We start from the raw sequence: 18,549 nt of genomic DNA, 5'->3' as shown, positions 1-18,549 counted from the left end.
CAAAACGGCCCGATTCAGCTTTTGGATCGGGCTTTTATCTGCATCATCATCGCCCATGCTCAGATCGTCGCCTAGGCCAAGCGCCGAGCACAATTTCGCTGCCGCAAGGCGCGGGAGAGGAGCAGCCGAACAAGATCCGGCGGAACGCCTGTTTCGGCGCCTGACGACGCAGGGAATTCAGAGGCGGAAACTTGTCGAGGGCTTGGGAGTTCATATGTAATCTTGTACAGGCATATGGCTCTCGGGGCGAAGCGCTTCTCGCGTAAATCCCGCAGGCCAATCAGGAAGGCGTTTGATGCCGAGCTATAAGGCGCCCGTCGACGAGGTTGTGTTCCTCCTGAACGACGTGTTCGACATCTCGCGCTATGGCAGTCTGCCAGGATTCGCCGAATCGACGCCGGACCTTGTCGAAGCTATCCTTGCAGAGGCGGCGAAATTCTGTGAGGAGGCCCTCCAACCTTTGAATCAGGTCGGCGATCGCGCCGGCTGCGTCCGCCGCCAAGACGGCGAGGTGGAGACGCCGCCCGGATTCAAGGACGCCTATCGCGCTTTCGTCGCCGGGGGCTGGGTTGGACTCGCGGCCCCAACGGAGTTCGGCGGCCAGGGCCTTCCTTATACGCTTGCCGCAATCGTCAATGAATTCGCGAGCTCGGCGAACATGGCTTTCGCCATGTATCCCGGCCTCAGCCAAGGCGCGCTAGCGGCGCTTCTCACCCACGGATCCGAGGCGCAGAAAAAAATCTTTGCGCCGAAGCTCATCAGCGGCGCGTGGTCAGGAACAATGAACCTGACCGAATCGCATTGCGGCACCGACCTCGGAATGTTGAAGACCAAGGCGGTCCTTAATGGGGACGGGTCTTACGCGCTCTTCGGCGAAAAAATCTTCATTTCGGCCGGCGAGCATGACTTGGCCGAAAATATCATTCACCTCGTCCTCGCCCGCATCGAAGGAGCGCCCGCAGGCGTCAAAGGAATCTCTCTTTTTGTCGCGCCGAAATTTCTGATCGAGGCGGATGGCGCGCTTGGGGCGCGCAACAAGCTTGCTTGCGGCTCGATCGAGCACAAGATGGGCATTCACGGCAACTCAACCTGCGTCATGAATTACGACGGCGCCAAGGGCTGGCTGATCGGCGAGGCGAATAAGGGCCTCAACGCGATGTTCGTCATGATGAACGAGGCTCGTCTCGGCGTCGCAATTCAGGGGCTCGCGATCTCCGAGGTCGCCTATCAGAACGCCGCCGCCTATGCGAAGGATCGTCTGCAGGGACGCTCTCTGTCAGGGCCGAAGTTTCCAGAAAAGCCCGCTGATCCGATCATCGTGCACCCGGACGTGCGGCGCAATCTTATGTCGATTCGCGCCTTCAACGAAGCCGCCCGCGCGCTCGTCCTCTGGACCGCGCTCAGGAGCGACATTGCCCATCGATCCGATGACAAGGCTGCGCTCCAAGCGGCGGCCGATCATCTGAGCCTCCTCACTCCTGTGCTGAAAGGCGTGCTCACGGATGTCGGCTTCGACAATGCCGTGAGGGCGCAGCAGGTTTTCGGCGGCCATGGCTATATCGCGGAATGGGGGATGGAGCAGTTCGTTCGCGACGCCCGGATCGCCATGATCTATGAAGGCGCCAACGGCATTCAGGCCCTCGACCTCGTCGGCCGCAAGCTCGCTCGGGACGGCGGCCGCGCGATCATGAGCTTCTTCGGCGAGATCAGATCCTTCATCAAGGAGAATGAAGCCGAGCCGCGGTTGAAGCCCTATCTTGCCGGGCTGAAGCAGGGCGCCGATCATCTCGAGCAGGCGACTTTATGGTTCATGCAAAACGCGATGGCAAAGCCGGACAATGCGGGCGCGGGCTCCTATGACTATATGCATCTTTTTGGACTGGTCGCGCTCGGCTTCATGTGGGCGCAAATCACCAAGGCGGCGCTCGCCAGGCTGGCCAAGGGCGACGGTCAAGCGTCCGCCATGGAGGCCAAATTGCTGACAGGCAAATATTTCATTGAGCGCATCATGCCCGAAACGGGCGCGCATCTGGCGCGCATCACGGCCGGCGCCGATGCAATAATGGCTTTGCCCGCCGAATTGTTTTGAGCGTTTCGCCCGCGGATTGCAGCCGCGGCGGCGTCATATGAATAGGCGGTCAAACGGCGCATTGTTCGAGCGCATGGCGAGGAGGAGAACATGGCGCAGGCCTTCATCTACGATCATGTGCGCACCCCGCGCGGGCGCGGCAAGTCGGACGGCGCCTTGCATGAGGTGTCGAGCCTCGGGCTTGCGGCCACGGTTTTGCGAGCGATCAAGGATCGCAGCGACCTCGATACGAAATTTGTCGACGACGTGGTTTTGGGCTGCGTCGATCCGGTCGGCGAGGCTGGCGGCAACATAGCCCGCGCCGCGGCTCTCACCGCCGATTACGGCGACCATGTGCCGGGCGTTCAGATCAATCGTTTCTGCGCCTCGGGATTGGACGCGGTCAATTTCGCGGCGGCGCAAGTCATGGCCGGCCAACATGAGTTGACGATCGGCGGCGGCGTCGAATCGATGAGCCGAGTCGGCCTTGGCGCGTCCGGCGGGGCGTGGCCGGTCGATCCGGCGATCGCGATCAAATCCTATTTCATGCCGCAAGGCGTCTCGGCCGATCTCATCGCGACGAAATATGGATTCTCCCGCGACGACGTCGACGCCTATGCGGTTCAATCGCAACAACGGGCGGCGAACGCCTGGACGAAGGGCTATTTTAAGCATTCGATCGCGCCGGTGCGCGACGTCAACGGCATCACCCTTCTCGACCGCGACGAACATATGCGGCCTTCGACCGACATGCAGTCGCTCGCGGCGTTGAAACCTTCCTTTGCGATGATGGGCGAGCAGGGAGGATTCGATGCGGTCGCCATCGACGCGCATCCAGAGGTCGAAAAGATCCGACATGTCCATCATGCCGGCAATTCGTCGGGCATTGTCGATGGCGCGGCGGCCGTCCTCATCGGGTCGGCCGAGGCGGGAAGCGCCGCGGGCTTGAAGCCGCGCGGAAAAATTCGCGCTTTCGCTAATATCGGCTCGGAGCCGGCGATGATGCTGACTGGCCCTGTCGACGTTACGAAAAAGGTTTTGGCCCGCGCCGGAATGACGCTCGCCGACATCGATCTCTTCGAGGTCAACGAGGCTTTCGCGGCGGTCGTCTTGCGCTATCTTCAGGCCTTCGAACTCGACGCGGAAAAGGTCAATGTCAATGGCGGCGCGATCGCAATGGGGCATCCTCTTGGCGCAACCGGTGCCATGCTGCTCGGCGCCGCGCTCGATGAGCTCGAACGCATAGGCAAAGCGACGGCGCTCGTCACCTTGTGCATAGGCGCGGGCATGGGCACCGCGACAATCATCGAGCGCGTGTAGACGAGGCAGCATCCGTTCCGATGCAACGCAAGAGTGCGGGGAGAGACAGATGGACCTCTTGAATTTCCGCTTTGAAACCGATGCGGATGGCGTCGCGCTGCTGACCTGGGACATGGCGGGGCGGTCGATGAATGTCATCACGCCGCAAGTCATCGATGAGCTGGAAAAGGTCATCGACCATGTCGCGGCCGATTCCGCGATCAAGGGCTGCGTCATTACATCGGGCAAAGAGACGTTTTCCGGCGGCGCTGATCTTTCCATGCTTCAGACGGCGGCGGCCGACTATCAAAGGGCGCGGCGGGAAAAAGGCGAAGAGGAAGCCGCAAGGCTCTTTTTTGAAGCTTCGCGACGCCTATCGCTCGTCTATCGAAAGCTTGAGACCTGCGGCAAGCCTTTCGCTGCGGCGATCAACGGACTTTGTCTCGGCGGCGCATTCGAGCTTGCGCTTGCCTGCCATTACCGCGTCGTCGCGGACGAAGATAAAGCGCGGGTTGGCTTGCCCGAGATCAAGGTCGGCCTGTTTCCCGGCGCCGGCGGAACCCAGCGCGTCGCGCGGCTGATGCACACGGGCGACGCGCTGCAAATGCTTTTCAAGGGCGAGCAGATCAGGCCCAAGGCCGCCAAGACCATGAATCTGGCGCATGAGGTTGCGCCCCTGGGAGAGATCATCGGGAAAGCCAAGGCCATCATCGCCGGCGGGGCGAAAGGCGTCGCGCCTTGGGACGAGAACACGTTCAAGCTTCCGTCCGGCAAGGTGTTTTCGCCCGGGGGCATGATGGTTTGGCCCGCCGCCAATGCGATTTATCGCCGCGAAACGCATGACAATTACCCTGCCGCCAAGGCGATTCTGCACAGCGTCTATGAAGGCCTGCAACTGCCTATGGACCTTGCGCTGCGCGTCGAGTCGCGCTGGTTCGCCAAGATCCTGCGTTCGCCGGAAGCGGCTGCGATGATTCGCACCCTGTTCGTTTCCATGGGCGAGTTGAACAAGGGCGCGCGCCGTCCAGCCCATGTCTCCGCCGCGGCGATCAAAAAAGTTGGCGTCCTCGGCGCGGGCTTCATGGGCGCCGGGATCGCTTATGTGACGGCAGGCGCCGGCGTCGAGGTTGTGCTGATCGACCGCGATCAAGCCTCCGCCGACAAGGGGAAGGCGTTTTGCGAGCAGCTCATTTCCTCGCAAGTGCTGAAGGGCCGCGCCAAGACCGCCGATAAGGAGGCGCTGCTCGGCCGGATCAAGACATCAGCCGATTATAATGATCTCGCCGGCTCCGATCTCGTGATCGAGGCTGTTTTCGAGGACCGGGCGATCAAGGCCGACGCGACGCGAAAAGCGCGGCTCGCGATCGGGCCAAACGCGATTTTCGCATCGAACACTTCGACTCTGCCGATCACGTCGCTCGCCGAAGCCTATGCCGAGCCGGAGCAATTCGTCGGCATTCATTTCTTCTCGCCGGTCGAGAAAATGTTGCTCGTCGAAGTGATTCGGGGCGAGAAAACCGGCGATCGCGCGCTCGCGGTCGCTTTGGATTATGTTCGCGCGATCAAGAAGACTCCGATCGTCGTCAATGATTCGCGCGGTTTCTTCGCCAATCGCTGCGTCGGCGCTTTCATCCGCGAAGGGCATATCATGCTGCTCGAAGGAGCGCCGCCGGCGCTTATCGAGAATGTCGCGAAAATGGCGGGAATGCCGGTCGGGCCGCTCGCGCTCAACGATGAGGTCGCGCTCGACCTCGCCTTGAAAATCCTCGAGGCTACGAAGCAGGATCTGGGCGCGGAGGCTGTCGATCCGAATCAATTGCGATTGCTGAAGGCGATGGTTGAAGACCATGGGCGGCTTGGCCGCAAGAATGGCAAGGGCTTTTACGACTATCCGAGCCAAGGCCCTAAATCCTTATGGCTCGGTCTCGCCGCTTTCCAGCCAACCAAGCTCGATCCGGATCGAATCGATGTCGCCGAGTTCAAACGGCGCTTCCTTGTCGCGCAGGCGCTCGAAGCGGCGCGCGCGGTCGAGGAGGGCATCGTGACCGATCCGCGCGAGGCGGATGTCGGATCGATCATTGGCTTCGGCTTCGCGCCTTTCACCGGCGGCGTTTTGAGCTATATCGATGGGATCGGCGCGGCGAATTTCGTGGTGCTCTGCGATCGGCTGCAGCAAAAATACGGCCACCGCTTCGCTCCGCCGCAAATCCTGATCGACATGGCGAAAGCCCATGAGACTTTCTATGGGCGCTTCGCAGGAGAGACGCGTCGCGTCGCATGAGCCGTGTCATCATAAGGCCACGCGCGCGGCCTTGATCTTCAATATTTCGCGACGACGGGGGCAGGGGCCGGAGACAGCCAATCGAACTTATAATTCAGACCTACGCGTGCGATGTGATACATCGTGCGCGTTCCGAAATTCACCGTTCCTGCGGGCGTATTGTAGGACGTATTCCGCGCATTGATGAAATCGTATAAATACTCGGCCTTGATCGTCAGATTTTTCGCGATGGCGTATTCGGCGCCGATGCCGATCACGCCGACATGGGGCAGCAAGCCGGAGCGCGTCGCCGTGCTTGATCCACTCGCGGAGAAGGGCGCTGTCGTCGCCGCGCTGTAATATGTATTCACCGATCCGACGGTCGCGCCGCCCGTGAAATAGATCATGAATCGGTCAAGCGCATAGCCGATGCGGCCGCGCGCGGTCGCGAAATCCTGGAATTTGGAGCCGAATGTAGCGCTGCCAAATCCACCGGAAACCATTGCGCCATTGACGGTGGTCTGGCCTCTTATGCCCGACCAGTCGTTGTCGAGCTCGACGCCAAGCACCAATCCAAAAGGAAATTGATAATTGAATCCGGCCTGGACGCCGCCCACGGGGCCCGTCGCCGTAATTCCGGACCGGCCCTGAAAGACGGCGCCGGGCGTGGGCGATGAAATAATATAAGGGAAGGCGAAATGATCGATCCCATAGCCGACATTCACGCCGACGTAAAAACCTGTCCAATCATATGCAGGCGGCGGGGGAGGCGGCGTAAAGACCGGCGCGCTTATCTTGGAGGGAAGATCGGCGGCATAGGCCGATCCTACGGCGGCGGCGAGCATAAAGGAAAAAACAATATTGCGCGCCGCAGCGACCCGATGCGCATGGCCTCGCCCGCCTATGAAAGCGAAAGTTTTTTTAAAAAAGTAAATTTTGGTGGGGATTTTCACGGGCCCGCGCTCCTGCTCCGCTAATTTCTTGCTACGCGATGAAATAATTTCTTGCTACGCGATGAAAAGCGATTTGCGGAGGGTTCGGCAAGGCCAGCTTGGCCAAGGCCTACGAAATTCGACCGGCTGTTGCCAAAGAGTCACTTAATAGAAGGCGGATGTCGCCAACCTGTGGACAAGGCGATTCAGCCATTCGTTGGCAAGATCGTTCACTGATTTGATTGGCTGAAGCTTATCAGCTTGTGCAGGCCGGGCGGTCCGGCCGGCCGGCGAACGAGCCAAGATAGGTTCCTCAATCTCCTCCAAGATCGCAGCGCGGTCGGCGCGCCTGCTCCGGTTCAAGCGCGTGGCGGCGTCTTAGGACTGGGCCGCGGCATAAAGCTTGCTTGGCCAATCAAATTGCGCAAGCAATTTGCTGCGCCATCCTAGGCGGCGAGCCCGACCATGTCTGAAAAAATAGTCAGTCTTCGCGGAGCCGTCACCGCGCCTCCCGCGCAGCCAAATCCGACCGTGATCCAGGAGCTCGAGCGTCTGCTCGCGGCCGCGAAAGCCGGCGACATTGTAGGCTTCGCTGGCGCCTATGTCCACAAGGACAAAGCCGTTGCTTATAGCTACGCGGGCGCGGTGGTGAGCTACGGCATGCTCGGCGGTCTCGATTGCGTCAAGGAGAGACTTCTTCGCATCGCCGTATCGAAAGAATAGGCTTCGGGCGAGAGCATATCTCCGCGCTAGGCGAGATCGCGCGCTACATAAGGCCGAGCGAGAAGCGCCTTCATAGAAGGCGCCTCGCCGCGAATTTTTAGAGCGCGTTCCGATCGGATGGAATCATCCGATCGGAAAGAACTCGCTCCAGATCACGAAGTCGGAGCATGTCCTGATCGAAAAAGTCGATCCAGTTTTTCGGAACATGCTCTAGACGTCGGCCTCCTGCTGCTCCGCCTTTTCCTTGCCCTCGAGGTCTTCGCCGGTCTGCTGATCGACGATGCGCATGGACAGCCGCACCTTGCCTCGATCGTCGAATCCCAGAAGCTTCACTTTGACCTTGTCGCCTTCCTTGACGACATCGGAGGACTTGGCGACCCTTCCCTTGGCGAGCTGCGAAATATGGACGAGACCGTCCTTGGAGCCGAAGAAATTCACGAAGGCGCCGAAGTCCACAACCTTGACGACAGTGCCGTCATAGATCTGGCCGACTTCCGGATCGCTCGCGATGGATTTGATCCAATTGATCGCGGCGCGAATCGAATTGGCGTCGGCTGAGGCGACTTTCACCGTGCCGTCGTCTTCGATATTGATCTTGGCGCCGGTCTTTTCGACGATTTCGCGGATGACCTTGCCGCCCGTGCCGATCACTTCGCGGATCTTGTCGGTCGGGATTTTCAAAGTTTCTATGCGCGGCGCGAATTCGCCGAGCTCCGCCCGCGCGCCAGTGAGCGCCTTGGACATTTCGCCCAGGATGTGAAGGCGGCCGGCCTTCGCCTGATCGAGGGCGACCCGCATGATCTCCTCATTGATGCCGGTGATCTTGATGTCCATCTGCAGCGAGGTGATGCCCTGTTCGGTGCCGGCCACCTTGAAATCCATGTCGCCGAGATGGTCCTCGTCGCCGAGAATATCGGAGAGGACGGCGTAGCGTTCGCCCTCCAGGATCAGGCCCATGGCGATGCCGGCGGTCGGCCGCTTCAAGGGAACGCCAGCGTCCATCAAGGCGAGCGAGGAGCCGCAAACCGTGGCCATCGAGGATGAGCCATTCGATTCAGTGATCTCGGAAACGATGCGCACCGTATAAGGAAATTCAGCCGCGGTCGGCAGCATCGGATGGATCGCGCGCCAGGCGAGCTTGCCATGGCCGATCTCGCGCCGCCCAGGCGAGCCGATGCGGCCGGTCTCGCCGACCGAATAGGGAGGGAAGTTGTAGTGCAGAAGGAAGCGCTCCTTGTAGGTGCCTTCCAGACTGTCGACGAATTGCTCGTCCTCGCCAGTGCCCAGCGTCGCGACGACCAGGGCTTGCGTCTCCCCACGCGTGAAGAGGGCCGAGCCATGCGTGCGCGGGAGAAGGCCGACCTCGGCGCGGATCGGGCGAACCGTCCTGACGTCGCGCCCGTCGATCCGAATCCCGCTATCGAGAATGTTCCAGCGCACGACCTTGGCTTGCAGATCGTGAAACACCTCCGCAACGTCTTCCTTGGAGTATTTGGCCTCGTCTTCGGTCGAGAAAAGGGCCGCGGCGACTTTCGCCTTGACCGCGTCGACCGCGGCATAGCGATCCTGCTTCGAGGTGATCTTATAGGCCTCGCGCAATTCGGCCTCCGCGACCTGGCGCACCGCCGCCTCAATCTCCGACTTGTCGGCGACGACGAGATCGCGCGGCTCCTTGGCGGCCTTTTCGGCGAGCCGGATGATCGCGTCGATCACCGGCTGAAAGCCGCGATGGCCGGTCATGACGGCGTCAAGCAGGACCGCTTCTGAGAGCTCCTTGGCTTCCGATTCGACCATGAGAACGGCGTCGCCGGTGCCGGCGACGACGAGGTCAAGAGCCGAGTCCTTCAATTCCTCGACCGTCGGATTAAGCTTCAGCGCGCCATTGATGAAGCCGACGCGCGCCGCGCCGACCGGGCCCATGAAGGGGACGCCTGACAAAGTCAGCGCCGCCGAGGTTGCGACCATCGCCAAAATATCGGGGTCGTTTTCGAGGTCATGCGAAAGCACCGTCACGATGACTTGCGTATCGTTGCGATAGCCATCTGGAAACAAAGGGCGGATCGGCCGATCGATCAGGCGGGAGACCAGCGTCTCTTTCTCCGAAGGCCGCCCTTCGCGCTTGAAATAGCCGCCGGGTATGCGCCCCGCCGCGAAAGCCTTTTCCTGATAATTGACGGTCAGGGGAAAGAAGTCCTGGCCGGCCTTCGCCGTCTTTGCCGATACGACACTGGCGAGAACGGTGGTTTCTCCATAGGTTGCGACGACCGCGCCGTCGGCCTGGCGGGCGATCTTGCCGGTTTCGAGCACGAGCTTGCGCCCGGCCCAATCGAGTTCTTCACGATGTATCTCGAACATTCATTCGTCTTTCTTTAAGTGAAAGGGCGAAGATGAAGGCCAGAGCAAGACGGCTAGAAGCTGTCGCGAAGGCGGACGAAGCCGCCCGAGACAGCGCCTGGCGATCCTGCCATGGCGCGTTCTGTCTTCACCGGGTTTCAGGCCGGCGGCCCCATGCCGCCGCGTCCCGTGAGAGCGAAGCCGCAGCGGCTTCGCTCTCAAAATTTGCAAGGTAGGCCGCGTCATCCGACGGAGTCTCGCGCAGGCTTCGACGAGAAGCGGCTTCGTCGCGCGGATGCCAGCCCAATTGTCTCGGGTGGACGAACGCCGACCCATTCGAAGTTTGCCGCGACCTGCGCCAGGCTTTTGCTCTGGCGTAGGCAGCGAAGCGAGACCGGCAGTCCAGTTTGCTTGATAGGCTCTCTACTGTCCGCTTTCCGGCATGATCTCGTCTGAAAGCCCGACCGCTTCCGAAAGATCGCGCTTTTTGGCGAAGTCCGACGAGATCGAATCAGACGACGCTGTCAAGCTTTTGATCGGATACGAATTTACCGAAACCGGCGCGCCAGTTTCGCAACGCATGGTCTAGCGCCGGATGCCGAGGCGTTCAATCAAGGATTTGTAGCGTGGCTCGTCCCGTGCCTTCACATAATCCAGAAGTTGGCGGCGCTGCGAGACGAGCTTAAGCAGACCGCGCCGCGAGTGATTGTCTTTGACATGGGTCTTGAAATGCTCGGTCAAATTGGCGATCCGCTCGGTCAGGATCGCAACTTGAACTTCAGGCGAGCCGGTGTCGCCCGACTTCAACGCATATTCTTTCACGAGCGCTTGCTTGCGCTCCCCAGTTATCGACATCGGATAAACCTTTCGACAGGATGAGCAGGCCTTTCGCTGCGCGCATGCGGCGCGTTTAGGGAATTGGCCTGGGGAGGTTGACCAGCTGCGCCGCCCGGCCGGGATGTCGTCCAGCGGGGTTTCGTCAGGTGGGATGCGCAACGATCGCGCGCTTAAACCCTATACACGAAACGAGCGGCGAGAAAAGGGGCTCAAGCCCCGGGCGCCTGCGGGCGCCCTCAGATTGCGTCTCCGAAGAGCCCCTCAAGCTTTTCGCGTCCGGCATCCTCCAGTTCGACCAACTGACGCAGTTCCGCGTCGCGCGCATTTGGGTCAATTAGTCGGGCTCAGGGACTTTCGAGCGGAACATGCGCTAAATGCCCCTGCGTTATGGAAGCTCTCATTCATCGCGATAATTCACTGCTTGTTTGAATATTGACCGTAGCATGTGCCTATATTTTGGCAGCTAAGGGTTATCTGGGGCAGGCATGTTTAGCGTTAGTCTAGATTTATTTAACGAAATTCCACGGCGATTTCAAGAGAGCAAAACTGATCAAACTATTATCTTAGTCTGTGTGTGGTATATTGTCATATTATCCTGTCTATACGCAGCGAAAGCCTGTTTTAGCGCGCGAAGCAAAAGCAATAGCAGCAGCGGGGGGCGCGGCTTGGCGATCATGGGCCCGACGTCAAACGGCGATATTTCGGCTTTCGCCGCCGAGCTTGCGCGCGACGCGAAGGAAAGGGGAGTCGCTATCGCATCCGTCCAGGCGATTCTTGCAAAGATACGAGACGCCGGCGTCCCGGAGGAGGAAATTCCGACGCGGCTGCGCGGCGCGGTCGATGGTCTGGCGCAGCTGCGATCCAGATTGGCCAATGAGGAGAGCGGCTCGCTTGGCTGCGCTCCAATTCGATCTGAGGCTTTGGCTCGCCTCGACTGCGGCGATCTCGACGCCGCGGTCGAGACATTGGCCCAGGCTTGTGAGGATGGCCGGGCCAGCGGCGAGAAGCCAGCCTGCTGCCAGAGCGCCGAAGCTCAAGCCGAAATTTATGCCGATGCGGCGTCGATTGACCATTTGCGGCTCGATTATCGTGCGGCCGCCGAAAAATATGGCGCAGCGGCTGCCCTGGTCGCGGCGTCGCGCGGCCCCGGCTCGAACGCAAGGATGGAATGGCGGTTCCGGATGGACCGGGCCCAGGAACTCTATGGTGACGGCTGTGAGTTCGGCAATCGGCAGGCCTTTCTCGAAGCGATAGAAACTTGCCATAGCGCCTTCGGCCTCGTCGCGCGGGAGAATGCGCCGCTCGACTGGGCCGCCACGAATTTCCACCTTGGCAACGCTGTTTTGGCCTTGGGCGTCAGCGACGATGACAGGGATCGGGTGGAGGAGGCTGTCGACGCCTATCTCGCCGCGCTTGAGGAATGGAGCCGGGAGCGCGCCCCATTTGACTGGGCGAAAGCGCAAAATAATCTTGGCGACGCTTTGCTTATTCTCGGCGCGGGCGACGACGGCTTGGACCGATTGCGCCCGGCGATCGAAGCCTATCAGGCGGCGCTCCAGGAATGGACCCGCGATCACGTTCCAGCCCTGTGGGCGATGACGCATACTAATCTCGCCAATGCGCTTGCGGCCACGGGGTTGCGCGGAGGCGGCGCCGAGCCGCCGCGGGAGGCCGTCGGCGCCTACCGAGCCGCGCTGGAGGGGCTGAATGATGAGATCGCGCCGCAGGATTTGGCCACGACGCAGAATAGTCTTGGCGAGACGCTTCTCGCAATCCGCGTGCGCGAGGCTTGCGAGCGCGAGGCTTGAAGGAGACATTCTCAGCGCTCGCGTAAGCCTGCGCGGCTGGAATTGGAGCGCCTTCTCGTTGATCCCGGTCGGCGTTTTCTCCAACCTGGTTCGTGATCGTCGCCGGCTGTCTGCGGCATTCAGTCGCGGATGGCCGTTTTTGACAGGGGGCGCCCGGCAGGTTAAACCGCCCGCATAAGGCTGTTCGGCGCATGTCGCCGCAGCCAGGGGATGGGGTGCCCCCTTTAACCGCCGGCTTGGCTGATGACTCCTGCTCTATGAGGCGCTTCGTAACGGGAGTGTCATCGAGTCATCGTGTCTAGGAGTAGGCGGTAATGGAACAAGACGTTTCTATATTTTTGGCCCCAGTCATCATTATTGTGGGCGGCGGCCTCATCGCCACTGCTTTGTTGACGTTGTTTAACTATCACTTTTACAAGACTAAGCTTCAGGCGGTCGGCGCATTGATCGGCGGCCTTGTGCTCATCGCCTTGCTCGAGCTGATGTTTATCAGCGGCAATGTCTCCGCCGGCTTTTTCTTCGAAAATCAGAAGCAGCAAGTGACCGCGTGCGAACTCGTGGGCGAGGCCGCGCATCCTGACCAAAGAGGCACTCACAATAGCAGCGAGATTCGGCAGACGATCATCGGCTGCTTGAATGACGCCGGATATGAATGGGCGGGGGACCACCATAATTGCCAAGAGGCGCCGGTTGCGACCAATCCCTATTGTTATCTTCCAACCGGTTTATTCAGCCGAGCATTCACCCATGTGCAGTTGGTCTTTGAATGATTTGACGCAAGGCTTGGCCAGCGCTCAAGTCTCGGCAGGCTCTAGCTTGCCAAGGTAGAAACCAAATGGCTTTCGTGAAGCGTGGCTTCACGAGGCCGCGTATTTTCGCCAGCCTTCGGCGCGAAGAATGCAGGCTGGACAAGACCCGCAGCCATAGCCCCAATCATGCCTCGCGCCTCGCTCGCCGAGATAGCAGGTGTGGGTCGCCTCGACGATGAGCTCGACGAGCTTCTTTCCACCCAGACGCTCCGCCAGCCGCCATGTGTCGGCCTTATCCAGCCACATCAAGGGCGTCTCGAGAACGAAGCGCGCGTCCATGCCAAGGTTCAAGGCGACCTGCATGGCCTTTACCGAATCGTCGCGGCAGTCCGGGTAGCCGGAAAAATCCGTCTCGCACATGCCCCCGATGATTTGGGTGAGGCCGCGCCTGAAGCCGACCGCCGCCGCGAAGGTCAGAAACAAGAGGTTGCGGCCGGGCACGAAAGTATTCGGCAGGCCGCGTTCATCGAACGAAATCTCGATGTCTTGCGTCAACGCCGATGCGGAGATTTCGGCCAAGGCCTCGATGCGGATCAAATGATCCGGGCCAAGCCGCTCCCGCCAGGCCGGAAAGTCGCGCGCGAGCGCGTCGCGGATCGTCGCGCGTTGATCGAGCTCGATGCGATGCCTCTGGTTGTAGTCGAAGCCGACCGTCTCGACATGCGCGTAGCGGTCGAGCGCGAAGGCGAGGCAAGTCGTCGAATCCTGGCCGCCGGAAAAAAGCACCAGAGCCTTTTTGCTCATGCGAAAGCCTCCAACTTGCTCGATCTCAAAGGACCTCGCCGCCGACCCAGGCCGCGATCAGGAGATTGGCGATGGCGAGCTTGGGCGGGCAGGCGAGCCCCTCGGGATGGGCGTTGCTTAGCATGAGACCGGCCTCCTCGCGAGTGAACCAGTGGGCGTCCTGGAGCTCCTTTGCATCGATTGTCACCTCTCGGCTGGCCGCCTGGGCGACGCAGCCGATCATCAGCGAAGCCGGGAAGGGCCAGGGTTGCGAGGCGAGGTAATCGACCCTTCCGATTCTAATCGCCGTCTCCTCGAAAACTTCGCGCCGGACGGCGTCCTCCAGCGTCTCACCCGATTCGATGAAGCCCGCCAGGCAGGAATACATGCCGTCGGGATAGCCCGCGCGAACGGAGCCGACGTGGCGGGCGAGCAAACAATCCCTGTCGTTGACGACGAGCATGATGACCACGGGATCGGTGCGCGGAAAATGCTGTGCGCCGCAGGCGTCGCAGGCGCGCCGCCAGCCGGCGGCGGCGACGCGGTTTGGCGCGCCGCAATTTGAGCAGAAGCGGTGCCGTGCGTGCCAGTGCATGAGGCTTTTCGCCTGGCCGAGCGCGCCTTGGATCTCAACAGGCACGAGGTCTTGCATGGCGATCGAGCGGAGATCGATCATTACGATGTCGCTCCGCGCCTGCGCGGTTTCCGGCGTTTCGGTCTCGATCAAGGCGGCGAAAAGGGCGAGTCCGCCTTCGACGCCGAGAAAAGCGGTCTCGCGCGGCGCGCCGAGCGCGGTCGCTTCGGCCAGCGTGAACAAGGCGTCATATCCCTCATCGACCCGCTTCAAGACGGGAATGTCGCCGGAAAGGACTAGGCTTCTCGATGCCGGGGCCTGTTTCAAGCCGTCGATGAAAGCCGCGTCATCGCGGCGTTCCGATATGCGATTGAGCCGATTGACCGCAAACCCCGTGCGCGCCGATGGCTCCGCCGGGAAGGGCGGATGGAAGGAGCGATCTGGCATAAAAATTCCTTATCGAGTGAAGCTTTAGCTCGCGCGCCGCGAATTTACCTGCAACGCCGGTTCCGGCCAAATCGAGCGCCGCGATCCCAGCATCGAGATCGAATGGGTTGCGAAATTTGCGCCGACGGTCCAAATAGGGGGCGGGAGGTTGGCGGTGGACGCACCACTCGCCAACCGGGTCAGGTCCGGAAGGAAGCAGCCCTAACGAGACCGGGCGGGTCTCTGTCCAGCCTCCCACCTTAACGCTTTTGTCTCGACGGTCCGGCCGATATTATCGCCCGGCGCGGCATGGTCCGGGGCCAGCGTTCTTTTCCTTTCCAAACCGGCGGCGCGATGCAAGAGGATCGCATGGAAGACAGCTCGAACGCCGCTGGCGACGCGAGCCTGCCGCTGGGGCCCGCGCGCGACGCCGCCGGGAAAGGCGACGCTGACGCTGGGAAAGCGGTCTATCGCGTCCTCGCCCGAAAATATCGACCGGCGCGTTTCGAGGATCTCATCGGCCAGGAGGCCATGGTCAAGACCTTGTCGAACGCGTTCGATCTCGACCGCATTCACCAAGCCTATATCCTGACCGGCGTGCGCGGCGTCGGCAAGACGACAACGGCTCGCATTCTCGCCCGCGCCTTCAACTATGAATTGCCGGCGCGGGGCGACCTTCCGGCGGTGACGCGCCCGACGATCCACATGCAGGAGCTTGGCGTCCATTGCCAGGCGATCATCGACTCGCGCCATGTCGACGTCATCGAGATGGACGCCGCCTCACATACCGGAATCGACGACGTGCGCGAGATCATCGAAAGCGCGCGATATCGTCCGGTGCTGGCGCGGACCAAGGTCTATATCATCGACGAAGTGCATATGCTGTCCAAACAGGCCTTCAACGGTCTGTTGAAGACGTTGGAAGAGCCGCCGGACCATGTCCGGTTTCTGTTCGCGACGACCGAGATCGACAAGGTGCCCGTCACCGTGCGCTCGCGCTGCCAGAGGTTCGATCTGCGCCGCATCGATGCGGATGCGCTGGTCAAATATCTCGCTTCGATCTGCGCCAAGGAAGCCGTCGCCGTCGATGAGGACGCGCTGGCCCTGATCGCGCGCGCTGCGGAAGGCTCCGCCCGCGACGCGCTGTCGCTCCTCGATCAGGCGATCGCGCATGGCGCCGCCGGCGGCCAGACGAGCATTTCCGCCGAAAGCCTGCGTCTGATGCTTGGCCTCGCCGACCGCAGCCTTGTCATCGACCTCTTTGAAGCCGTGATGCAAGGAAAAATGGCCGGGGCGCTCGGCAGCCTGAAAGGCCTCTACGACTGCGGCGCCGACCCGGCGGAGGTCCTCGTCGAGCTCGCCGAATTCGTCCATCTCGTCACCCGCCTGAAGCTTGCGCCGGATGCGGCGCAAGATCCGTCCCTCTCGCCCGAGGAGCGCGCGCGCGGCCTTCATTTCGCGCAGGCGCTATCCGTTCCTGTCCTGACCCGCGCCTGGCAATTGCTCTCGAAGGGCCAGGCGGAGGCGAAGGATTCGCCGCGTCCGCTCGCCGCCGCCGACATGGTTCTGGTGCGCCTCGCCTATGCCGCCGATTTGCCGACGCCCGATGAGGCCTTGCGCAGGCTCGCCGCGGCGCCAACCGCCGATCGAGAGGTTTCATCGGCGGGGAAAAGCGCGCCGCAAAGAAATGATCCGATTGGGAGATCCGGCGGGTCCGCGCGCGCAGCGGTCGCCTTGCAGCCGCGGCAAAGCGAAGCCCCGCCTGTGACGCGGATCGCCCGCTTCGAGGACGTCGTGGCGCTTGCCGGGCGGAATCGCGACATACAATTGAAGCTTGCGCTCGAACGGGATGTGCGTCTCGTTCGTTTCGAAGATGGCGCAATCGAGTTTTCGCTTGCGCCGGGCGCATCGCCGCAGCTCGCGCAAAATCTGATGCGCCGGCTGCAGGAATGGACCGGACAACGCTGGCTCGTGGCGATTTCGCGCGAACCGGGCGCGCCCAGCCTGAAGGAGCAGGAGGAGGCCAAGGCCCGCGAAGCCATGACCGGCGTGTGCGCTGATCCCCTGGTGCGAAGCGTGCTTGCTTATTTTCCCGGCGCCGAGATCGTCGCCGTCCGCACGATGGAGCAGATGGCCCAGGCCGTCCCGCCGGAGGCGACGGCGGAGGGTGCCGATGACGACATCGGCTTCGCCGACGATAGTTATACCGATGTAGAACTTTGAGCGACCAAAACTCTGCGGGTTCGGCAAGCGGCCATTCAAGAAGGGAAAAGATTGATGCGCGACATGTTGGGCCTGATGAAGCAAGCGCAGGCCATGCAGGAGAAGATGCAGGCGATACAGAGCGAAATGGAGCGGCTGGAGGTCGAAGGGCAATCGGGCGGCGGCATGGTTCGCGTCACGCTGACGGCGAAAGGACAGCTTAAGGGCGTCAGCATCGACGATCAGCTACTGAAAGCCGACGAAAAGGAGATTTTGGAGGACCTGATCGTCACGGCTCATGAGGATGCGCGCAAGAAAGCCGAACGTCTTATGGAAGATAAGATGAAGGACGTGACCGCGGGCTTGGCCTTGCCCCCGGGCCTGAAGCTGCCCTTCTGATGCGCTCGTCCTGATGGCGTCGATCTGATGGCGGAGCGGGTTGCGGGTCCTGAGATCGAGCGGCTCATCCAATTGCTGGCTCGCCTGCCTGGGCTCGGGCCGCGCTCGGCGCGCCGGGCCGCGCTGCATTTGATCCGCAAGCGCGAGGAGCTTCTCGGACCGCTGGCCGACGCCTTGCAAGCCGCGCGCGAGAAGATTCTCACCTGCACGGTCTGCGGCAACGTTGATACTTGTGATCCATGCACCGTGTGCGGGGATGATCGGCGCGACCGCGACACGCTCGTCGTCGTCGAGACCGTCGCTGATCTCTGGGCGCTCGAACGCGCGGCCGCCTTGCGGGCGCGCTATCATGTGCTCGGCGGGGCCTTGTCGCCGCTCGATGGCGTCGGGCCGAAAGACCTGAATCTGGCGAGCCTTGTCGATCGGGTCGAAGCCGACCGCGTCAAGGAAGTGATCCTGGCCGTCAACGCGACCGTCGATGGCCAGACGACGGCGCATTACATCACGGATCTTCTGGCGCATCTGAACGTCAAGACCACTCGCCTCGCGCATGGGGTGCCGGTTGGCGGAGAGCTTGATTATCTCGACGAAGGCACGCTCGCCGCCGCGATCCGCAGCCGGACAGATTTTTGATGCGAAATTTGAGTATGTCCCACGATCGTCACGCCAGCGTCATGGCGCGCGCTTTACCTGACGCATATTCACCCTAATTCAGCCCTGAATATCTCGCGGATTTGGTGTGGGATCATCTGCGGCCCAGCTATTCAACGGAGCAGTCATGGCTAATCCTTTCGTGCATGTGGAGCTTGCAACCACCGACGCCGACGCGGCGAAGGCCTTCTACCAGTCGCTCTTCGATTGGAAGCTGCAAGATGTGGAGATAGGCCCTGGATTCACCTACACGATGATCGGGGTCGGCGAAGGCACGGGCGGCGGCTTGATGAAACATCCGATTCCCGGCGCGCCATCGGCTTGGCTTCCCTATGTGCTGGTCGAAGATGTCGGGGCGGCGGCCGCAAAGGCGAAATCGCTCGGCGCCTCTGTCGTGAAAGACGTCACCGAGGTGCCGAATACAGGATCGTTCGCCATCATCATCGATCCGACCGGCGCGGCGCTCGGGCTTTGGCAGCCTAAGGCAAGGTAATAAGCGCCGCG

Annotated in this window: 15 protein-coding genes, 1 other RNA gene and 1 riboswitch; of the genes, 11 read left to right on the top strand and 5 right to left on the bottom strand. The window is 61.3% G+C overall.

From position 1 onward, the window contains the following. The first annotated feature begins 295 nt into the window (after positions 1-295). The 3 genes from RZS28_RS00470 to RZS28_RS00460 all read left to right on the top strand — a co-directional run bounded on the left by RZS28_RS00470 (position 296) and on the right by RZS28_RS00460 (position 5,648). Entirely contained in the window at positions 296-2,089 is a 1,794-nt protein-coding gene (locus tag RZS28_RS00470) for an acyl-CoA dehydrogenase C-terminal domain-containing protein (RefSeq protein WP_407339269.1), read from the top strand. A 90-nt stretch (positions 2,090-2,179) separates the two neighbouring features. Beyond that, positions 2,180-3,388 (top strand): acetyl-CoA C-acetyltransferase, encoded by a 1,209-nt coding sequence (locus RZS28_RS00465; RefSeq protein WP_407339268.1) that lies wholly within the window; start codon positions 2,180-2,182, stop codon positions 3,386-3,388. A gap of 49 nt (positions 3,389-3,437) precedes the next feature. Then, complete coding sequence (locus RZS28_RS00460; protein WP_407339267.1) at positions 3,438-5,648, top strand: 3-hydroxyacyl-CoA dehydrogenase NAD-binding domain-containing protein; 2,211 nt, start codon at positions 3,438-3,440, stop codon at positions 5,646-5,648. A 38-nt stretch (positions 5,649-5,686) separates the two neighbouring features. On the opposite strand, the gene RZS28_RS00455 is transcribed toward RZS28_RS00460, so the two are convergent. Then, complete coding sequence (locus RZS28_RS00455; protein ID WP_407339266.1) at positions 5,687-6,580, bottom strand: outer membrane protein; 894 nt, start codon at positions 6,578-6,580, stop codon at positions 5,687-5,689. 444 nt (positions 6,581-7,024) lie between these two features. Here RZS28_RS00455 and RZS28_RS00450 point away from each other — a divergent pair, with 444 nt between their 5' ends. After that, entirely contained in the window at positions 7,025-7,282 is a 258-nt protein-coding gene (locus tag RZS28_RS00450; RefSeq protein ID WP_407339265.1) for a hypothetical protein, read from the top strand. Positions 7,283-7,492: 210 nt separating this feature from the next. On the opposite strand, the gene pnp is transcribed toward RZS28_RS00450, so the two are convergent. Further along, positions 7,493-9,637, bottom strand: coding sequence for a polyribonucleotide nucleotidyltransferase (gene pnp / locus RZS28_RS00445; protein WP_407339264.1), 2,145 nt, complete (start codon positions 9,635-9,637; stop codon positions 7,493-7,495). Positions 9,638-10,201: 564 nt separating this feature from the next. Continuing rightward, positions 10,202-10,471 carry a 30S ribosomal protein S15 gene (gene rpsO, locus RZS28_RS00440; RefSeq protein WP_407339263.1) on the bottom strand — a complete coding sequence of 90 codons (270 nt, stop codon included), beginning with the start codon at positions 10,469-10,471 and terminating at the stop codon, positions 10,202-10,204. Positions 10,472-11,127: 656 nt separating this feature from the next. On the opposite strand from rpsO, the gene RZS28_RS00435 reads away from it, so the two are divergent. Continuing rightward, positions 11,128-12,261, top strand: coding sequence for a hypothetical protein (locus RZS28_RS00435; RefSeq protein ID WP_407339262.1), 1,134 nt, complete (start codon positions 11,128-11,130; stop codon positions 12,259-12,261). A gap of 197 nt (positions 12,262-12,458) precedes the next feature. Continuing rightward, positions 12,459-12,521, top strand: a riboswitch (Fluoride riboswitch). 54 nt (positions 12,522-12,575) lie between these two features. Beyond that, positions 12,576-13,031 carry a hypothetical protein gene (locus tag RZS28_RS00430; RefSeq protein WP_407339261.1) on the top strand — a complete coding sequence of 152 codons (456 nt, stop codon included), beginning with the start codon at positions 12,576-12,578 and terminating at the stop codon, positions 13,029-13,031. Between the two features lie 87 nt (positions 13,032-13,118). On the opposite strand, the gene queC is transcribed toward RZS28_RS00430, so the two are convergent. Then, positions 13,119-13,814, bottom strand: coding sequence for a 7-cyano-7-deazaguanine synthase QueC (gene queC, locus RZS28_RS00425; protein WP_407339260.1), 696 nt, complete (start codon positions 13,812-13,814; stop codon positions 13,119-13,121). A 25-nt stretch (positions 13,815-13,839) separates the two neighbouring features. Beyond that, on the bottom strand, positions 13,840-14,814 hold the full coding sequence (nudC, locus tag RZS28_RS00420) for an NAD(+) diphosphatase (RefSeq protein ID WP_407339259.1): 975 nt from the start codon (positions 14,812-14,814) through the stop codon (positions 13,840-13,842). 142 nt (positions 14,815-14,956) lie between these two features. Between nudC and ffs the strand changes: the two genes are divergently transcribed. The 5 genes from ffs to RZS28_RS00395 all read left to right on the top strand — a co-directional run bounded on the left by ffs (position 14,957) and on the right by RZS28_RS00395 (position 18,538). Next, positions 14,957-15,053, top strand: an RNA gene (ffs, locus tag RZS28_RS00415) — signal recognition particle sRNA small type. A gap of 109 nt (positions 15,054-15,162) precedes the next feature. Further along, positions 15,163-17,016 carry a DNA polymerase III subunit gamma/tau gene (locus RZS28_RS00410; RefSeq protein ID WP_407339258.1) on the top strand — a complete coding sequence of 618 codons (1,854 nt, stop codon included), beginning with the start codon at positions 15,163-15,165 and terminating at the stop codon, positions 17,014-17,016. Positions 17,017-17,070: 54 nt separating this feature from the next. Next, positions 17,071-17,394: a YbaB/EbfC family nucleoid-associated protein gene (locus RZS28_RS00405; protein ID WP_407339257.1), complete on the top strand. Its 324-nt coding sequence runs from the start codon at positions 17,071-17,073 to the stop codon at positions 17,392-17,394. A gap of 27 nt (positions 17,395-17,421) precedes the next feature. Then, positions 17,422-18,027: a recombination mediator RecR gene (gene recR / locus RZS28_RS00400; RefSeq protein WP_407339256.1), complete on the top strand. Its 606-nt coding sequence runs from the start codon at positions 17,422-17,424 to the stop codon at positions 18,025-18,027. Between the two features lie 145 nt (positions 18,028-18,172). Beyond that, positions 18,173-18,538 carry a VOC family protein gene (locus RZS28_RS00395; RefSeq protein WP_407339255.1) on the top strand — a complete coding sequence of 122 codons (366 nt, stop codon included), beginning with the start codon at positions 18,173-18,175 and terminating at the stop codon, positions 18,536-18,538. Positions 18,539-18,549 lie beyond the last annotated feature (11 nt).

Source organism: Methylocapsa polymorpha (assembly GCF_045689225.1).
Taxonomy (GTDB): domain Bacteria; phylum Pseudomonadota; class Alphaproteobacteria; order Rhizobiales; family Beijerinckiaceae; genus Methylocapsa; species Methylocapsa polymorpha.
The sequence above is the reverse complement of the archived record's forward strand: the minus strand, read 5'-3'. Positions and strand labels throughout refer to the sequence as shown.

Excerpts from the sequence above, each read along its gene's own strand:
- RZS28_RS00465 (WP_407339268.1), top strand. The coding sequence starts at position 2,180 with ATGGCGCAGGCCTTCATCTACGATCATGTGCGCACCCCGCGCGGGCGC.
- RZS28_RS00395 (WP_407339255.1), top strand. The coding sequence starts at position 18,173 with ATGGCTAATCCTTTCGTGCATGTGGAGCTTGCAACCACCGACGCCGAC.
- queC (WP_407339260.1), bottom strand. The coding sequence starts at position 13,814 with ATGAGCAAAAAGGCTCTGGTGCTTTTTTCCGGCGGCCAGGATTCGACG.
- pnp (WP_407339264.1), bottom strand. The coding sequence starts at position 9,637 with ATGTTCGAGATACATCGTGAAGAACTCGATTGGGCCGGGCGCAAGCTC.
- recR (WP_407339256.1), top strand. The coding sequence starts at position 17,422 with ATGGCGGAGCGGGTTGCGGGTCCTGAGATCGAGCGGCTCATCCAATTG.
- RZS28_RS00410 (WP_407339258.1), top strand. The coding sequence starts at position 15,163 with ATGGAAGACAGCTCGAACGCCGCTGGCGACGCGAGCCTGCCGCTGGGG.
- RZS28_RS00430 (WP_407339261.1), top strand. The coding sequence starts at position 12,576 with ATGGAACAAGACGTTTCTATATTTTTGGCCCCAGTCATCATTATTGTG.
- RZS28_RS00450 (WP_407339265.1), top strand. The coding sequence starts at position 7,025 with ATGTCTGAAAAAATAGTCAGTCTTCGCGGAGCCGTCACCGCGCCTCCC.
- nudC (WP_407339259.1), bottom strand. The coding sequence starts at position 14,814 with ATGCCAGATCGCTCCTTCCATCCGCCCTTCCCGGCGGAGCCATCGGCG.
- RZS28_RS00470 (WP_407339269.1), top strand. The coding sequence starts at position 296 with ATGCCGAGCTATAAGGCGCCCGTCGACGAGGTTGTGTTCCTCCTGAAC.
- RZS28_RS00435 (WP_407339262.1), top strand. The coding sequence starts at position 11,128 with ATGGGCCCGACGTCAAACGGCGATATTTCGGCTTTCGCCGCCGAGCTT.
- RZS28_RS00405 (WP_407339257.1), top strand. The coding sequence starts at position 17,071 with ATGCGCGACATGTTGGGCCTGATGAAGCAAGCGCAGGCCATGCAGGAG.
- rpsO (WP_407339263.1), bottom strand. The coding sequence starts at position 10,471 with ATGTCGATAACTGGGGAGCGCAAGCAAGCGCTCGTGAAAGAATATGCG.
- RZS28_RS00460 (WP_407339267.1), top strand. The coding sequence starts at position 3,438 with ATGGACCTCTTGAATTTCCGCTTTGAAACCGATGCGGATGGCGTCGCG.